The organism is Rhodococcus sp. ACPA1 (genome assembly GCF_002300195.1).
Lineage (GTDB): Bacteria > Actinomycetota > Actinomycetes > Mycobacteriales > Mycobacteriaceae > Rhodococcus_F > Rhodococcus_F opacus.
Window position 1 is genome coordinate 37,472 of sequence record NZ_NSDX01000014.1, and the last position, 16,636, is coordinate 54,107.

14 protein-coding genes are annotated in these 16,636 nt (G+C 67.6%); 10 read left to right on the forward strand and 4 right to left on the reverse strand.

Annotated elements, in window-relative coordinates:
- The first annotated feature begins 147 nt into the window (after positions 1 to 147).
- The 4 genes from CJ177_RS43040 to CJ177_RS43065 all read left to right on the forward strand — a co-directional run bounded on the left by CJ177_RS43040 (position 148) and on the right by CJ177_RS43065 (position 6,820).
- Complete coding sequence (locus CJ177_RS43040; protein ID WP_095870743.1) at positions 148 to 1,362, forward strand: DUF2637 domain-containing protein; 1,215 nt, start codon at positions 148 to 150, stop codon at positions 1,360 to 1,362.
- Positions 1,363 to 2,449: 1,087 nt separating this feature from the next.
- Positions 2,450 to 4,390: a cutinase family protein gene (locus CJ177_RS43045; protein WP_373560093.1), complete on the forward strand. Its 1,941-nt coding sequence runs from the start codon at positions 2,450 to 2,452 to the stop codon at positions 4,388 to 4,390.
- 902 nt (positions 4,391 to 5,292) lie between these two features.
- Positions 5,293 to 6,432, forward strand: coding sequence for a S9 family peptidase (locus tag CJ177_RS43060; protein ID WP_257014994.1), 1,140 nt, complete (start codon positions 5,293 to 5,295; stop codon positions 6,430 to 6,432).
- A 133-nt stretch (positions 6,433 to 6,565) separates the two neighbouring features.
- Positions 6,566 to 6,820, forward strand: coding sequence for a hypothetical protein (locus CJ177_RS43065; protein ID WP_095870747.1), 255 nt, complete (start codon positions 6,566 to 6,568; stop codon positions 6,818 to 6,820).
- 209 nt (positions 6,821 to 7,029) lie between these two features.
- Here the strand turns inward: CJ177_RS43065 and CJ177_RS43070 are convergent, their stop codons facing one another.
- Positions 7,030 to 7,974, reverse strand: coding sequence for a phospholipase D family protein (locus tag CJ177_RS43070; RefSeq protein WP_095870748.1), 945 nt, complete (start codon positions 7,972 to 7,974; stop codon positions 7,030 to 7,032).
- A 263-nt stretch (positions 7,975 to 8,237) separates the two neighbouring features.
- Between CJ177_RS43070 and CJ177_RS43075 the strand changes: the two genes are divergently transcribed.
- The 3 genes from CJ177_RS43075 to CJ177_RS43085 all read left to right on the forward strand — a co-directional run bounded on the left by CJ177_RS43075 (position 8,238) and on the right by CJ177_RS43085 (position 9,216).
- The gene (locus CJ177_RS43075) at positions 8,238 to 8,465 is read left to right on the forward strand and encodes a hypothetical protein (protein ID WP_095870749.1); all 228 of its coding nucleotides are present in this window, start codon (positions 8,238 to 8,240) and stop codon (positions 8,463 to 8,465) included.
- Positions 8,466 to 8,574: 109 nt separating this feature from the next.
- On the forward strand, positions 8,575 to 8,727 hold the full coding sequence (locus CJ177_RS43080; RefSeq protein ID WP_257014995.1) for a hypothetical protein: 153 nt from the start codon (positions 8,575 to 8,577) through the stop codon (positions 8,725 to 8,727).
- A 285-nt stretch (positions 8,728 to 9,012) separates the two neighbouring features.
- Positions 9,013 to 9,216, forward strand: coding sequence for a hypothetical protein (locus tag CJ177_RS43085; protein WP_143548808.1), 204 nt, complete (start codon positions 9,013 to 9,015; stop codon positions 9,214 to 9,216).
- A gap of 359 nt (positions 9,217 to 9,575) precedes the next feature.
- Here CJ177_RS43085 and CJ177_RS43090 read toward each other — a convergent pair whose 3' ends face one another.
- Both CJ177_RS43090 and CJ177_RS43095 read right to left on the reverse strand, forming a co-directional pair.
- Positions 9,576 to 10,922, reverse strand: a complete 1,347-nt coding sequence (locus tag CJ177_RS43090; protein ID WP_095870751.1) for a helicase-associated domain-containing protein — start codon at positions 10,920 to 10,922, stop codon at positions 9,576 to 9,578.
- Positions 10,919 to 11,239, reverse strand: a complete 321-nt coding sequence (locus CJ177_RS43095; protein ID WP_095870752.1) for a calcium-binding protein — start codon at positions 11,237 to 11,239, stop codon at positions 10,919 to 10,921. The genes CJ177_RS43090 and CJ177_RS43095 overlap by 4 nt, the downstream gene beginning before the upstream one ends.
- Positions 11,240 to 12,007: 768 nt before the next feature.
- On the opposite strand from CJ177_RS43095, the gene CJ177_RS43100 reads away from it, so the two are divergent.
- Entirely contained in the window at positions 12,008 to 12,601 is a 594-nt protein-coding gene (locus tag CJ177_RS43100) for a helix-turn-helix domain-containing protein (RefSeq protein WP_095870753.1), read from the forward strand.
- A complete protein-coding gene (locus CJ177_RS43105; RefSeq protein ID WP_095870754.1) occupies positions 12,598 to 13,230 on the forward strand; it encodes an RES family NAD+ phosphorylase in 633 nt (210 codons plus the stop codon). Before CJ177_RS43100 ends, CJ177_RS43105 begins: the two co-directional genes overlap by 4 nt.
- A 332-nt stretch (positions 13,231 to 13,562) precedes the next feature.
- Here CJ177_RS43105 and CJ177_RS43110 read toward each other — a convergent pair whose 3' ends face one another.
- On the reverse strand, positions 13,563 to 16,040 hold the full coding sequence (locus tag CJ177_RS43110) for an SEC-C domain-containing protein (protein ID WP_095870755.1): 2,478 nt from the start codon (positions 16,038 to 16,040) through the stop codon (positions 13,563 to 13,565).
- A 297-nt stretch (positions 16,041 to 16,337) separates the two neighbouring features.
- On the opposite strand from CJ177_RS43110, the gene CJ177_RS43115 reads away from it, so the two are divergent.
- The gene (locus tag CJ177_RS43115) at positions 16,338 to 16,523 is read left to right on the forward strand and encodes a hypothetical protein (protein WP_005572022.1); all 186 of its coding nucleotides are present in this window, start codon (positions 16,338 to 16,340) and stop codon (positions 16,521 to 16,523) included.
- The last annotated feature ends 113 nt before the right edge of the window (positions 16,524 to 16,636 follow it).

A 16,636-nucleotide genomic window follows, 5' to 3' on the forward strand; every position in this document is an offset into this window, starting at 1 on the left:
CGTGTGAAGTGGTGCGCGGCGGACAGTGCAACACCGCAAACACCCTCCGCAACACCGCAACGACCGTCCGCAATGCCACACAGGAAACCCACCGGCAGCAACCAGCGGGGCTAATCGAGTGGGACCCCGTGGAAGGAGACCCCGAGCATGATCGACCTCAATATCCGAGCAGCACGAATTCAACTTCACGCCCTGATCGCGGCCCTCATCGTTGCGATCGCCATTGCGATCGGCATCACCACAGGCGCCTTTGTACTGTCCTTCGCCGTGCAACGTGACCTGGCGTTGCAGGCGGGCATCCCGCAATACCTCACCTGGATCTTCCCGGCCATCGTCGACGGCGCAATCCTCGGCGCAACGATCGCGGTCGTTGCATTGAGCAAAATCGGCGGCAGCGCAACGGGAAAACGGTTCTTCCTCTTGCTCGCCGTAGTCGTGGTCTTCATCAGCGTCTTCGGCAACGCCTACCACGCACACCGCTCCGGGCAAGCCGCCGCGACCACCATTGCAGCCGGCATCGACCTCGGTTACGCCCCGCTGTCGCCGACCGGCGCCTCGCTCATTGCAATCATTCCGCCGTTGCTGGTGTTGGCCTTCACCCACGGTGTCGGCATCCTCATCAAGGCCATCGGCACCGCCCACACCGAGTGCACCGCGGTCGTGCGCGACGCCCGACACCGTAAACAGCAGCGGTCCGACGAGGACACCGCGACCGACTACCGAATGCCGGCCCCAGGGCCGGTGACGTCGGCCGATCGCAACGCCGGACGCATTGCGCCGTCCGTTGACCCGACCGTTGCACCCATAGTCATCGCTGCGTCGGCATCCGATTCATCCGTTTTCGACGACCGTACGGAGACCACGACTCCGGAACCGGAGGGTCGTCTTGCTGTTGCGGACGCCCCACAACCGACCACTGCGAAGCCTGGTGAACTCACCGATGTTAGAGCCCACGCCAAGGAACACGAGGAGCACCTTGCACGCAATGCAACGGACAGTGGCAATGCCCACGCGCCAGAAATCGGCAATCCGCCGAAGGGTTCGCAGGAGCGGTTCGTAATGCCGGATAAGGCCCAGACCATCGACAATCTCCTCGCCTTCATCGATACCTGCGCCGACTTCGAACCGGTAGTCAAGGAGACGGCCCGGCTGCGGATAACGGAGCAGCGCAGCTACGCCGAGATCGCCACGCTCACCAAAGCCAAGGCCGCGAGCACGGCAATGCGCCGCTTCGACAAGGTCGCGCAACGCGCCGTGGAGGCCGGTTTTCGGAGGCCTCCGTTGCCCGAGCATGAGGACATTGCCGAGGAACGCAATGCGGCAACGCTTGACCAGCAGTACACCTTGGTTGGGTCACGGTGATGACCTGCCTCTGGTAAGTGCGGTGAGGACCAGTTCCTGCGCTGCAGCCTGAGTGCGAGAACGCCGATCAATAGGCGACAGAAGAATTCCGTCGGCACCGGTGAACAGCGATCCGCATCACGTCCAGGAACTTTTGCCTAACGCGGGACGACCGGTTGCAGACCGGTCGGCTGAGGTCGTACGAAAGGCCCGAGAGTGCAACGCAACGTCGGTGACGAGGCCGACGCCGCAATGCCGGATCTCGTTGCCGACGGGCACCGGCGTTGCGGTGCGGCGCAGGCAACGTCTCAGCGTGTGGGAGGCCGTTGCCGGCGGGGGAGGAGGTCAGCTTGCACGCAAGCCCCTGTCTGACCGCATGTTTCGTCGGAGGGTGCAACAGGGCGGCAGCTTGCATGCCGACGTTGCCGAGTGGACGCAACGCCGCGCTGCATACGGCCCGTCAGGGTGGTGTCGATGCCGTCGCCGCGCGGATCGGCCGTTTCCCGCTCAACTGTTAGCGGGCTCGCGAAAACCCGGCATCTGCACGGGCCGGCCAGCCAGAAACTCGACCAGGCCCGCGTAGGAGTCCTCGAAGCGGACAGCCCTTCGGCCGGACGGTAGCGGGGAGAAGGCCGCGGTCTGAGTCAAGGTGATGTGGCCGTGCACAACGGTCCGAGGTCGGGCATGACTACCGTGTTCCAGTCGCGAACTCCGACACAATGTTCAGGACGAGGGCCGACGAGCTTGGCAGCCTCCTAACGACACCAGTGCCCGCGTCGTTGCGGTGCTGGGGGCCGCACGCCACCCTCGACTACTCCGCAATGGCTTCGACCGAGCACAGCGGCAGATCAGCCGATCTATGGGCCGCGTCGACCACGACGGCCGGGCGCCTGAGGTTTCGTCGACTTCCACTTGTTGGATGTGGGCGCCCAACCGCCGTACGTCAGGACGTCGGCGCTCCACCGACACGCCCGACCGCGTGCGGGGGTCGTTGCTGGTAGACGGACTGCGACCGAGACTGACAGCCGGAAGGCACAGGCTGCAGCGCGATAGGAGTCCGCACATGGCATGGTTAGCGAGACGTGGGCTCGCGGCGGTCACCACCACTATGCTGTGCGGGACTGCGCTGCTCACCGGGCCCGTGATCGCCCATGCCAACCCTGCGAACTGTGCGTCGACATTCAACTTGTTTATCCCCGGCACGTGGGAGACCAACGAGAACGCCGACCCGAACCAGCCCGTAGGCATGCTGGCCCCGGTCGCGGAGGCGATCAAGGCACAGAATGGTGCCCGCGCGCAGATTTACTCGCTGCCGTATATGGCGCGCGCGTTCGACAATGGCCACACCTACGCCGACAGCAAGGCCGACGCGGTGAGCAAGGCCACCGCCGTGTTGAAGTCCTGGGCCGACAAATGCCGGGGCGCGAAGATCACGATCACCGGATACTCCCAGGGGGCTGACGCTGCAGGCGATCTCGCGTCGGCGATCGGAAACGATCAGGGTCCGGTCGATGCGGACGAGGTCCTCGGTGTGGCGCTGATCGCCGATCCCGGTGCCGGTACGAAGGGCGCCGCGACGGTGGGGCCGACGACGTCGGGGGAGGGGATCGCCGGTCCCCGGTCGCAGGGCATGGGCAAGCTGTCGGGGCGGGTCGCCTCGATCTGCGATCCGAACGACCTGTACTGCTCGATCCGCAAGGGCGCCAACCCGTTCCTCGGATCGCTCGGGTCGATCCTGTCGAAGACCCCCGGCAACACCGGTGTCGGCGCGGGTGGTGGTAACGCGGCGGTCGCGACCGCGCTGACCTCGGATTTCACCGACGCCGACCTGCCCGGTCTCGGATCGAATGTCGACGCGCTCGGAAGGCAACTGCGCGGCACCGACACCGGCGGCTCGATCGATGTGAACCAGATCGCCGACACTGCGACCTCGCTGAGCAAGACGCTCAGCCCACTGGTCGACCTGCTGCAGTCCGGGGCCGCGAACACCGCCGCCACCGCGGGCCTGGCCGCAGCCCCAGTGGGCACACCGGAAAACGCGGCCGGACAAGTCCTCACCACAGCCAGCCAAGCGGACCTGGCCGGTGCACTCGACTCGGCGGCCACGATCGCGAACACCGCCGCCAAACTCGCCAATAATGGCGCCACCACACTGCCGGCCACCGCTGCCGAAATCTCTCAACTCGCGGGCACCGCCGCATCACTTGGTAGCCAAATCGCACCCGTCGCCGCCACCCCGGCAGATGCCCTCTCCTCCGCGTCGAGCGTGCTGTCGGTCCTCAAACCGAAAGTCGTCGTCGACCAGGCCCTGAACGTCGTCACCGGCGTCACTGCCCTCGATATTCCGAAGATCCTGCACAACCTGATCGTGCTCCCGCAGAAGATCGCCGCCGGCGATGTCCGCGCCGCCCGCGATACCGCCCGAGAGCTGAACGTGCAGTTCGAGCCCATAGTGAAGATGGTCGCCGGTGTCGACTTGAAGTGGATTTCCCAGATCCTCGCGATCATCCCGGACCCGTCCGGTTACACCCAGATCGCGGCGCTGGTCACCAGCATCCTCGGCAACGTCGACGTGATTAAGCTGGCCAACATCGCCGGTCGAGCCCAGGAAATTGCGTGGGCCGCCGCGGACAAGCTCTTTCCCCCGCCCGGGGTACTACCCGACCCGGTCGGTGCTGCGGCGCAGACCACGGCGTTGATCCCACTCGGCCTCGACCTCGCCTCGGTGGCCGCGAACATGCTCACCGGCAAAGCCAGCAAGGCCGACCCCGCGCTGCTCGGCAAGCAGACCAATCCCGTGGGCAACGCGATTACCACGCAGGCGCAGACCCTCGACCTCGCAGGACTCGCCGGGTCGGTGTCGACGATGGCGCGCTCGCAGGGGGCCGAGGATCTCGCCGCGGTCGTCGGCGAGGGCCTGACCGCGGCCAGCTTCTTCGCCTCCGGTGCACACCAGAGCTACCAGAACCTGGTCGTCGACAACGCCGGCCGCAACGCCATCGAGTGGGTCTCGGATTGGCTGAACCTGCAGATCACCCGTGCCGTCTGACAGTCCGACCGCGTCCGAAGTCGAAGAGGAGCACCGGAAAATTGGCCGCTCGAGTACACCGTCCCACCTCCTGTTGGGTGACTTGCCCGCACTGCGACAGACGCACCTACTTCACGCGCAAGGATGCCCGCGCAGCACGCACCCATCACGAAAAGCGACAGGGCCTGTCGATCTACCCCTGCCCACACCAAGACCAGGACGGCGACCGCTTCCACGTCGGGCTCCGGCCAGAAGGGTTGGGCCGCGGCGCCTTCGACCGCGAAACGCTCGCCGACAATCAGCGGACGGCACTCTCCGAAGGCAGGTTCGCAGCCGGGGGTGCGCGGTGACACTGATGAACGCCAAGGGATCACCCACCACCGCGATCCCGCTCGACCCCGGCGCCCGGATTCGCTTCGGCATCGAACCCCGTCGGCCCTACACCGTCCGCGCAATCTCGGAGCACTTCGTCGTCTGCACCCGCCAACGCGACTTCGCCACCACAGGGGAGTTCGTCTACACGGTCATCGACTGGCGGAACGGAATCCGCGGCCCGGTCAACGTGATCGGGCAAAGCGTGGACGTGAGCACCGATGAGCGGTGCCGCGATCTCCTCGACGACCTCGAAGCCGGCCGGTGGGAAATCAGCCACCGCAACCGCGTCCAACTCGACATTCTCGACCGGGGCGAGTCACGAGAGACCACATACCCTCGAGCAGCTCTCTCACGGTGCTGCGTCGAGACTCGATGGCATGAGGAGTGGAGACAATCCAGCACTCGTCGCCTCATCGTGTGCCGGACTGGTGGGTGTGGACATGTGATCGATCGGTACGATCCGCTTCGTGTTCGTCGGGGAATGGGCACGGAGTTCATCGGAGGGGATCGTCGATGTCAATGTTCGCTGGCTCGCCAAGAGGCACACGTTGAGGCGACAGTCCGTACTGGCCGTCGCCGTGTGCATAGGCGGGATAGTTCTCACTGCCGCACCCGCCGCCGCCCTGCCTGACGACATGCACCCGGCGGGCGCGTTGCTCGCCGAGCAGCCTGTCACCGCTGCGGTTCTCCCAGTCGGTGCCGCGGATACCAGCGCTGTCATCCGCTATTCCACCTTGCGTACCGCGACCGAAGCCGGTGAGTCCACCGGATCGGTGTTCCTGCCACAGGGCGCACCACCTGCCGGTGGATGGCCCGTCGTGTCCTACGCGCATGGCAACGTCGGAATCGACGACGAGTGTGCACCGTCGGTCACCGGATCCAGTGACGTCGAACGGGAATTCATGCAGCACTGGCTCGCCGCCGGATATGCGGTCGCGGCCACCGACTACGCCGGGATCGGCACCGACGGAGTCAACGCGTACACCGATGGACCCGCAGCCGGCGCCAACGCCGTTGACATCGTCCGCGCCGCCCACCAGCTCTACGGCGACCAACTCAGCGACCGATGGATCGTCACCGGCCTGTCCCAAGGCGGTCACGCCAGCTACTTCGCCGCCCACCAGGCCACCACCCGCACACCCGAACTCGACTTCCGCGGCGCAATCGCCGTCGCCGCCCCCACCCACCTCGACCAGCTCTTCCCGCTGGCCGGACCGAACTTCCCTTCCGTGCCGGTCGCCGGGATCGCCCACTACGTGCTCTACACCCTCGCCGGACTCGACGACGGCCGCCCGGAACACGGAATCCGTCAATATCTGACCCCTACCGGAATCGGGTTGATGGAAAAGGCGAAGGCAACCTGTAGCAACGACCTGAACGAATATCTGAGCGCTCACCCGGTTACCGTTGCGGAGCTGTTCACCACCCCACTCGACTCCCCGGATCTACGCGGTGTGCTCGACCAGATGCAGCATGTCCCCACTGACGGGTTCGACCGACCTATCCGGGTCGTGCACAGCCTCGCCGACACCAAGGTCCCGATCCCGCTGACCTGGGCACAACTCACCGAAATGCGCTCCGGCGGTGTCGACGTCGAGTTCCAGCAGCTTTCCGGAACGGACCATGCCCACACCCTCACCGCCTCGATGCCCGAATCGCTGGACTTCGCCGCCCGCGTACTGCACTGAGCGCACCCGCCACGCGGAGGTGGGGTCTGGTTGCGGGGGCCACGCCGACAGCACGAGAAGGGAATGAGATGACCTACGCCGATATCACCGGGGTCCCGCATGCCGACAGATATCTGTTCGGGATGACGTCCTGGTGGCTGTCGTCCCTGTCCTCACGGCCGCGGTGGTGCACCGCAGCCCGATGGGGCACCGCCCGGCGACCCGCGTCGCGATCGGATACGGGGCGCTCGCGATCGTCGCAGCTGGGTCCGCAACGCTGACAACTCCGCTCAGCGTGCCGTGGGCTGCGACGGTCGGCGTTGCAGTGGGTCTGGTGCTGCTGTGCAACATTGTTCTCGGTGTTGTCACCAGGTCCGCCGCCCAGCGAGGGGCGAGCGAGGAGCGGTGATCGGTAGTCCGCACCGATGAGCGGGAAGTGTCTGGAGCTGACATGTCGAATGAGTTTGTTGAGCCGCGTGCTGCTCTGCGAGACCTCCGACGGCGCGGTTCCGACGGTAGGGCAGCCCCGCCTGCCAGTGGTCGCGGCAAACCAACGCGAGCTCTGGGGTGGATCCACCAAGGCAGCTGACTCTCACACTGCCAGAGGCTCGCTGAGGATCACATGTCCCACAACCCCAACAACGCGGACCTAAGGCCAGGGGAGCGGACGTAGTGGTCGGTCCGCAGCCGTGACCCGGGGTGCCCGAGATCGGTCAGCGCCTTCTCGGCGCCTGGGAGGGGGAGCGGGGACAGGCCGGTGCGCAGGCGCAGGAAGTACAGAACCGCTCCACCGGACCGCGGGATCTTCATCGGGTCGGACACCACGACCGCCGGCGCGTAAATCCACTCGTCATCGGCGGAGACGAAGACGATCACGTCGCCCCGCTTCACCCCGCTGGGCCTGTCGAGGCGAAGCGATTCAAGCTGGTACTTCGCCGCCGGGCCGCCGCGGCTGTGGTGCCGGCCCCGCTGGTTGTCGAGGACCTGTTGTTCGGTGGGGGTGGGTTCGTAGTCGACGGCGTGTTTGACGAACATCCGGGTCACGGGCGTCGGCAGGAAATCTGTCTCGGTGCGGACGCGGCCGGTGACCCCGGGCAGTGGGACGGCGCGGCCGATCTCCCACTCGAGGATCGCGTCGTCGAGGAACACCTGATCGACTTCGGTGATCTCGTCGAGGCTGTCGATGAACTTCCGCACGGAGGCGATGATGTCGGGGTCGTCGGTGATGACCACCGCGTCGTCGGCGAGGGTGGAGTTCTCGGATGCGTTCGCCGACCCGATCACCGCCCGGGTGTTGGTGACGATCACCTTGGCGTGCAGGGTCGGCGAGGACAGCACCCGCACCCCCTTGTTCAGGTAGTAGGCGAGGGCGGCGGGGGAGGTGGCGTGCGCCCGGATCGCGGCCTTGGAGGCGTTGACGACCAACAGGTCCCCGGCGCGCAGCGGGAGCAGGGCGGGTGCGTCATGTCCGAGGTAGCCGATCGCGGCGTACCGGGCGCCGCGGGTGCGGATGGCGCGGGTGATGTGCGGCCACGGACTCGGCCCGTGGAAGGTGGTCCCCATACCGACAGACGGTAACCGGCTCGCCTTGCGTGTGGTGCCGGTCCCTGGCAACGCTAAAAGAAGCTAAAGGGGGAGGCGCCGTCGGTCCGGCGCTTCCCGGCGAGGTCGACGGTGGCGCGGGGGCGGGTTGACCGCGGTCGCCTGGGGTGCAGCGATCCGGTCGATTCTCGGTTGCGGACAACGCGTCGGCGTCGGCGTCGGCCCCGACCGTCGGCCCGGCGCTCGTACGCTGTGGGCACCACGAGACCAACGGGAGAAGGATCATGAGTTACGAAGCGATCTACGACGGGGTCCGTTATCCGCTCGCCGATGCGGCCGCCGCGTACGGCCTCGAGGATGCTATCCGGGGCATCTTCGCCGGCAACGGCGATGGTGGATTCGTCGGTTTCGTCAGCCAGAACTCGACGGTTCGCCTGCTGATCACGCCGGCGACTCCGGTCGCGATTCGGGGCAGTGACGAGCCGGACCCGAGCGTCGTCCACCGCTGGTAGCCCCGCCCCAGCAGATACTTCCGTCGGGCCGCGACTGTGTCCGTCCTCGTGGATGAGTGGGTGTGCGCGAGACTTTCGGCAACGATCCACCGGTTAGCAGAAGGAGGGTATGGAGGCCAGCCTCATTCTCAACGGCATCACCTACGACATCAGCCGCACCAGATTCGAGGCCACCCGCGAGCTGCTCACACGGTTCGCCGAGGGACACACCAGGGGAGTGACCAGGTCCCCTACCCATGGCGGCGCTCGACACCACCTGTAAGCACCCCCGGGGTGCCCATCACGCTGGTGGAATGACGGGTCGACCGATCAGGCAGGATCGCCGCCTTCGGCTTCGCGAGGAAGCTGCGGTGGTCATGGAACCACGCGTGACGCCCGCCCATCGGAACCGACCGCAGCAACCGAGTGCATTCGACCGAGGGGGCACTGAATCCGGGGTTGCCGGGGCCATGACGGTCTCCCTGGGTCGACGTGCCCGAGCAGTTCAGTAATGTGTGGGTGCGAGGAGGGGTGGTCCCCTTCGTGGGTGCGCGACTCGGCTGTTGCGATGACCGCGACCGCGGCGATCGGCGACCACGCCGTGTCGGTAGTTGCCAACCTGCGGCCGCCCACGATGAATGCAACGGCGGCGATGTCTGCGGCCGTCGTGACAGCGACCGGAACCGCGACTGTCGCTGCACCGGTGATGACGGCGTCCGCGACCCTTCCCTGCACCGGTCGTCCCGGCGGCTCGAAGGTCGCGCTCCGGTGATGATCGCGTCCGCTGCGGCAGCTGCTCCGGCTCGGTCCGCGTCCTCGACAGTCCCCGCAGCCAAGGCAACGGCCATGGCTGCCATGAGCACGCCGACCGTGGCTGCTGTGCAAATGAAATCGATGAAGGCTGTGGTCTCATCGATGTACAACACCGCGACTGCGACGCGGACGACGCCGATGGTCGCGGCTACGACGACCTACCCGGATTCCGTCGTGACGTCGAATGCGATGGTCATCGACGGGGGCGGACGGGGGCGTTCACCGTCAACGCTCGCCTGTACCAGACGAACTCGGCCATCGCGACGGCGCAGCTCCGGAAGAATGGGGTGCAGAGCTGGCGGTGTGTGACGACGTCGCTCAGGGGGTGGTCTGTCTCGGCAGGACGTAGCCGAGTTTCAACAGGGCCCTGCGGAATTTCAGTTCGTGTTCGGGTGGGACCGCGAGATGGCGGTCGCCGATCGGGCGGCACAGCCTGCGGAGTGCGCGGTCGCGGGTGACGAGCGCGGCCAGTGCGTCATCGGTGCATTCGATCACCCGGGCGTGGCCGTGGTCGGTCAGCTGGGTGGTTCGGCGGGTGACGTCGGTGATGAGCGTCGTCAGCGAGCCGGGCAACTCGTGCTCGGTCCGCTGGGCGAGGAAGGTGGTGAGGTCCTCGAGGTTGCGGCCGGTATCGATCGCCGTCAGCAGACTCGCGGCGGAGATGGTCCAGACCCGGTCCGCGGTGTGCGCGGCGTAGGCGGACAGGAGAAGCTGATCACCGGGGGACAGGGTTCCGGTGGCGACGACGTCGAGGTTGGGCAGGACCTTGAGCACCGCGGTGGTCTCGTCGTCGGTGGGCGCGTGGTAGGTGTCGGTCAGGCCCAGGGCGTAGCAGCCCAGGGCGGTGAGCCGGATCGACTGCAGTCCGTCGTACCTGCTCAGCGCGTCCAGATCGTCGCCGCCCCAGTTGTCGTGGAAGTCCGATCGGGCGCCGGTGGGGTGGAGGTATTCGAGGTCGAGCAGTCCCAGCGTGCCGGCGTACTCGAACAGCACCGCGGCCGTGTAGCGGCCCTCGAGGATCTCCCACCGGTGGTAGCCGTCGTAGCCCAGACCGCCGTACTGGGAGTCGACGAGATAGAGCTTCCACAGCGCCATCTCGCTGCGGGCGACGGTGGGACTCATCCCTTTCCGCCGCATGGTCGTGAACAGGGAGTCCACGCTGATCCACTCTCCGGGTGGGCAGCTTGCCAGTCCCTGCGCGACCGTCTGTCGGCGAGTCTTGGCCGAGGTGAGGACATTGCGTGCGCGCTGGCCCTTGATCTGCTCGATTCGGCTGAACTCGTCGATCACGGCGTGGGTGAGCCAGCGCTGCCACAGTTGCCGGATGACCTCGGCCGGCGGCCGACGCAGGGCGGTGCGGCCCTTGGGCGTCAGCTGGAGGCGCCCGCCCTCGATCTTGGCGAACCCACCGGCCTGGATGATCAGCGGCCAAGCGAACGACGCGATCGGGTCGTGCAGGTAGAAGTCGCCGTGCACGAGCTGAGAGCCCACGGCAGCGACCGTCGCCGCGGAGGGGCGGCGGGTCTTCTCGCTGCACCGCAGTTCACCCGCCGCGCATAGCTGCAGCACCGTGTGCAGGTTCAGCGAGGCTTCCTGCTCGGTCGCTCGTATCCGGTGCTCGCCAATCACGCCCAGGGGTCCGGTGTTGCCGGTGTTCACACTCATGCCCTCACGTACCTCAGCCAGTGGCGGTATGCCTCGATCCACTGCGCACCGGCGGGCGGAGGCGTCGGCAACGGCAGATCGAGGATGGGGATGCGCTGTCGCGACCGGCCACGAGCGCAGATCACCACGATGTGCTCGTCGGCCAGGTCGATGCCCGACACGGTGACCTCGGTCCCCAACAAAGATGTCTGGAACGGCAGCTCGAGATGCTCGTCGAGCATGGTGTAGAAACCCGTGACGCATTCGCTGTCGTTGTAGCAGTCGACGGTGGCCTCGGCGACCAGGGCCGCGAGCGCCGCACGATTCGGTGACCTCACCGCGCCGAGGATAGCCGGACGCCAACCAGGCGTCCGGCCCGGTCCGCAGCAACGGTGCCACCCCGCCAGCTGAGAGCGGCGGGGTGGTTCACGCCAGCCCCAGGCCTCGACCCGTTCTCCACAACACAGCGCTCGTCCAGGTGGTGCGCCACCAGTGTTGGGGAATCTCATGATGGCGCTGCTTATGCGCGTCACCTGGTTGCACCTGCTGGTGGGGGCGCCGGCAAATGTGGGCTCAGTTATTCGATTGCCATGGTGCGCCGCCGTGGAGAGGCAGTTCCCGAGATGTGGTGGGTAGCCCCTCGTTGCGTGGGGCGGGGGACGCGCCTGGAGTGGGAACATTGTGTATTGGGTCGTGAGGGCCCCGACGACGTGATGCCTCTGATGGTGATGAAGGCGTTACTCGTGCGGAGGTGTCGCGTCCTGGTCCCTTCTGAGGGCGGTGTTTCGTCGCGGCCGCCGGCCACGGGAGTCGCCACCGATGCGCAACGGCCGGGGAGTCAGTAGCTCGCGAGCTGGTAGCTCAGCAACTGAATCGAGCAGGCGAATCGCCACCAGAGGGTGCCTTATCGAAACAGGGTTTCATTACCGGGGTAACCCCGCCGCTGTCCCGGCTCGGCTTTGGGGTCCCGAAGCTGTCCAGACGACATGTAGCTCGATGAGATCAGAATGCTGCGATGCAATCTCGTGCTGCCTCGCGCGACCCCGCAGGTGCCCACTCCGGCGACTAATGTGCACAACAGTGCACAGGCGGGCTAAGATGTGCATATGAGGTCGGTGGAGAGGGTGGATTCGCTCGACGCGCTGCTGGCCAAGCATCACGTCGACCTCACCGGCCGCGAGATGCTTCGCGAACTCGACGCTGCACTCACCGCGGTACCCGCCGCGTCGGACACGTTGTCGGCCGGAGAGATCGAGTTCCTCCGCGCCCACGCCGGCGAGGGCGTCGGCGAAGTCCTCGACCAGTGGTCGCCGGTGGCCGAGATCCGCGCTCGCGCGGTGGAGATCGCGCGGCAAACCGTGACGGTGCTCGCGGATTCGTTGGACGTCAAGGAGGCAGCGGCGCTGCTCGGCATCGACAGGTCGGTGGTGTCCCGGCGGCTCACCGCGCGCACGCTGTGGGCATTCGATCTGCATGGGCATCGCCGCATCCCGCGATGGCAGTTCGTCGGTGACGATGTCTTGCCGGGGCTCAGTGCTGTCGTGGCGGCCATCCCCTCGACGGCGAGCCCGGTGTCGGTCGCCGCGCTCATGCACACCTCGCAACCCGACCTCGGCGACCGGACTCCGCTCGAGCATCTGGCCGCGGCGGCGGACCCGGCACCGGTGGTCGCGCTCGTGGAATCCCTCGACACCTGGTGAGCGGTCGGCACCCGAAGATTCCGCGGGCACCGCGGACCCCGCTCACCGTTGCTACGGAGGACGTCCTGGCGTACGACGGTGTGCTGTGGCGGATCCACCGCACCACCGGCCCGCACGTGGTGTCCTGGCGGACTCTGCGCACCTACGGGCCGATCGCGTCCATGCGCTACGACCCGCATCCCGGCCCCGCCGCGGCGGCGACCACCATCGGGGTCCTCTACGCCGCCTGCGATGTCGCCACCGCGCTGGCCGAGGTGTACCAGGCGACACGAACGATCGACACCACGATCGGGGCGCCTGCCCTGACAGGGTGGCGCCCGACCCGTCCCCTGAATCTGCTGAACCTCACCGAAACCTGGCTGGTACGTCATCACGCCTCGTACGCACTGCTTCACGGACCACGCACTGTGTGCCGCACCTGGGCGCGCACCATCCACCTGACATGGCCGCATCTCGACGGTCTGTACGTACCGTCCACCATGACCGGCCGTCCGAACGTCGTGCTGTGGAACCCCGCCGCCGACTCGTTCCCCACCGACCCCGAGTTCACTCGCCCACTCGATCACCCGCGCGTGCGGCCGATCATCCGCACCGCCGCACGCACTATCGGGTACGCATCGACGGTCTAACTCTGTCCCGGCCCGCACCGACCGGATTCGACGGGATCATCGCCGTGTTTGGTGCGGATCGTCGCCATCCCGAGCGCATACCGCACACCGCTGACCGTCGAGCAGGCTCTCGACGCCGCCTTAAGCCGGTTGGGTCAACCGTCCGCGGTCGTGCCGGTATCCGAGTCGGACACCTCGCCGCGCTACGAACCCGGTGGACACCCACTGGCACGGGCGGAAAACCCGCGCAACGACGCCCCCCGTGCCGCCCGCGCCCCTCGAGCAGCGGGCCACGGTCGTCACCGTTGGGCAACGACGTCGCCGGGTTCGGTGCGTGGGCGGCAGCCGGAACCCTAGAGCCCCAATGCCTCCCGCAGACGGCGCACGCTCATCGCCCCCGGCCGCTCCTCCTGCGGGAAGGAGTCGAGCAGCCGGATCAGGTCGTCGCGGCGGGTGGGGTCGGCGGCGCACTCGCGCGGCGTGTGACCACCGAGGGCGGGGATCGCCTCGTCGAGCCACTGCTGCTCGTATCCGCGGATATGCTCGTCGAGCGCCGCCGCGATCGCGGGATCCTCGGGGTCGACAGGTTGGCTTGGGCGAACACCCTTTTTCTGCGCCTGAGCCATCAACTCCGCCGCCGGCGTCCGGGTCTGCTCACGCAGTCTCCCCCCGGGATCGGCAGCCCCCACGGCGTCGACCAGCGACTCGAACCGTGGCTCGTTCATCGCCTCGACCTCGAGCACCCAGGGGTCGGTATCCCGGACCAGGATCAGCACGCCGAGCACACTGCCCTGCTCGGTCCAGGACCACCGGTCTGCGTCGGCGGCGCCGAAGCGGCGACTGAGCCTACGCCGGATCCCGGCGGTGTCGCCCACCTCGAACACGGCCCGGCACGCCACCATCGGGTGCCCGTCGGGGGTGACCAGCCGCGGCGGCGCGAACCGGGCGCTGAGGAACTCGACCAGCTCCTCGGGGTCGGTGGATTCCGAATCGAGCAACTCGATCAGCCGACCACGCTGTCCGGGCTCGATCGGTTCGATGCCACCGAAGATCTGCATCGTGGAACCGGCGGGAACGACTCGGGCGCAGAAGAAGTCGCCGGCCCGCAACGCCCTGCTGGCGGTCCGCTCGGCGACCTCCAGGCGGTCGCCGGTGCGCACGTCGCGCAGCGTCAGCCCCTCGCCCGGACGCACCGCCTCCACCTCGTGCACCGACCGCTCGGCGAGCAACCACTGCTGCGCCAGGAGCAGTTCGTCCGCGGGCAGCAGCACGCCGCGCTCGGCGACGAACCGCGCGAAGGCTCCGCATTCGAACATCACCACATCCGCGACCAGCGGGTCGTCGAGCGCGTGATACAGCGCGAACGGATCGTCGTCGTGCGCGGACCGAATCTGGGCGAGCGAGATCAGCAGCGGTCGCCACTCGATGCCCTGCGCGAACGAACCCGCCTTCTGGTACAGCCACCCAGCCCGCTGTTCCAGTGGGTGTTCGGCCTTGCCGAGGTGGCACGCCTTGTATTTGCGCCCGGATCCGCACCAGCACCGATCGTTGCGCCCCAGGTCCGGCCGGTCGACGGGAAGAAACGATTGGAGCAGGTCGTACAGGGGTTCGCGATACGCACCCTCGACCCGGTCGAGCAGCCCGATCGCCCGCACCGCGTCACCACGATCGGACGCGAAGCGGGCCAAAGCCTCGAGCGCCTCGTCCCAGTTCGGGTCCACGGCCAGGGCTCGCTCGTAGTGCCGCTCGGCGTCCGCGGTCCGTCCGTCGAGTTCGGCCGCCTTGCCCGCCAGCCAGTGCGCGGTCGGGGCGATCCGGCGGGGACCGCGGTCGCGGAGCACCGCGGCGGCCAGGCGCAGGGTTTCGGTGCCGGCCTGGCAGGTGGCGTACGCCTCGCCGAACGCGGCGCGGGCCGCGTTCGGGCGGGCGAGCCCGGCGAACCGGTCCCTCGCGCTCGTCACGACCGCGTCGACAGCGCGTTCGCGCTCGTTGGCGGGGGTGCGCTCGAGCACGCCGATCAGGGCGATGAACGCCATGACCGCTTCCGTCTCGTCGTCGGTGAGGTGGTGAGCCGCCGTGACCGTCGCGGCGTGCGCTTTCCCGCGGTGGGCGGTGAAGTCGAATCCCCGGACCGCGATGTCGTCGCCGTCGCACACGTATCCGGCGTCGGTGATCAGGTCGCCCAGCGGGATGGTCGGCGCCGCGAACAGGGACCGGTCGTCGGCCATCAGCTGCCAGATGATGGTGTCCAGGGGCTCGGGGCGGTCCATCGGCACCAGGTCGGCCAGCGCGACAGCGAGATCGGGTGCGGGTGCGGGTGGGGCCGCCGCGGCGGTGAGCCGCAGCTCGCCGTCGACGAAGGCGAGCACGACCAGGTCACCGGGACGGAATTCGGCGAGTGCGTCCGGTTCGAGCAGCAGCGCCGCGTCCGTCGGCCAGTCGGGATCGTCGACGCCGCGCTCGTCGAACACGTCGTCGTCGAGGTCACGGAAGAGGGTGCTCAGCCCGCCTGCTGCCGGGTCGTGGTCGTCGAACGGCAGCAGGGGTGTCAGGTCCGGGTGGGCGTCGAGGATGCCGGAGGAGATTTCCGCCTCGGTGAGCCGGTGGGTGAGCACGCGCCCGGCGAGCAGGGCGTCGAGGGCCACGCTGCGACCGTCCGCCAGGTAGCCGAGCCGGGGATGGCCGATGTACTCGGTGAGTTCCTCCATGTCGGCGAGATAGCCGTGCCCCTCGGCGACCAGCCGCCGCGCCCATTCGTCGGTATGCATGGGCCCGTGCTCGCGGAGCAGGACCATGGCGGCTTCGGCAGTGGGATCTGTCGGATCGGTCACCGGGCCAGGGTATGCGATGTGTCCGGGCGTCTCGTCGAAAGGAGCGTACTCGTCGCTTAGCGAGGGATTCGGCTGCGCTGCGGCGCAACGGTTCAACCAAATTGCGTCGCTGCGGTGCGCATGATTCCGTCAACCGATTGCCTGGCAGCGACGAGCCGAACCCGAGCGTCGTCCACCGCTGGTCGCCCCACCCGCAGCCAACACCCCGCGAGCCGCGACGGTGTGTCCGCCCTCGCAGAGGCGTCGGTGTCCGCGAGACTTTCGGCAACGATCCACCGTCAACACAAGGAGGGTGTGGTGCCCAGCCTCATTTTCAATGGTGTCACCTACGGCATCAGCCAGACCAGGTTCGAGGCCACCCGCGAGCTGCTCGCACGGTTCGCCGAGGGACACACCCTGGGCGTGGCGATGTCGCTCACCCATGACGGCGCCCGGCACCACCTGTTCATCACCCCCGGGGTGCCGATCACGCTGGTGGAATGACGACTCCGCAGTGGTCGCATCATGACGGTTCCCTGCGGAGACACCGCCCGAGCAGTGTCTCCGGCGAGGCCGCCAAGCGGCGGCGTCAATCCCTCGGCGGGAGGCAACACCCG

Coding starts and splice junctions, on each gene's coding strand:
- CJ177_RS43040 (WP_095870743.1), top strand. CDS start 148: ATGATCGACCTCAATATCCGAGCAGCACGAATTCAACTTCACGCCCTG.
- CJ177_RS43045 (WP_373560093.1), top strand. CDS start 2,450: ATGCTGTGCGGGACTGCGCTGCTCACCGGGCCCGTGATCGCCCATGCC.
- CJ177_RS43070 (WP_095870748.1), bottom strand. CDS start 7,974: ATGGGGACCACCTTCCACGGGCCGAGTCCGTGGCCGCACATCACCCGC.
- CJ177_RS43075 (WP_095870749.1), top strand. CDS start 8,238: ATGAGTTACGAAGCGATCTACGACGGGGTCCGTTATCCGCTCGCCGAT.
- CJ177_RS43080 (WP_257014995.1), top strand. CDS start 8,575: ATGGAGGCCAGCCTCATTCTCAACGGCATCACCTACGACATCAGCCGC.
- CJ177_RS43085 (WP_143548808.1), top strand. CDS start 9,013: ATGACCGCGACCGCGGCGATCGGCGACCACGCCGTGTCGGTAGTTGCC.
- CJ177_RS43090 (WP_095870751.1), bottom strand. CDS start 10,922: ATGAGTGTGAACACCGGCAACACCGGACCCCTGGGCGTGATTGGCGAG.
- CJ177_RS43100 (WP_095870753.1), top strand. CDS start 12,008: ATGAGGTCGGTGGAGAGGGTGGATTCGCTCGACGCGCTGCTGGCCAAG.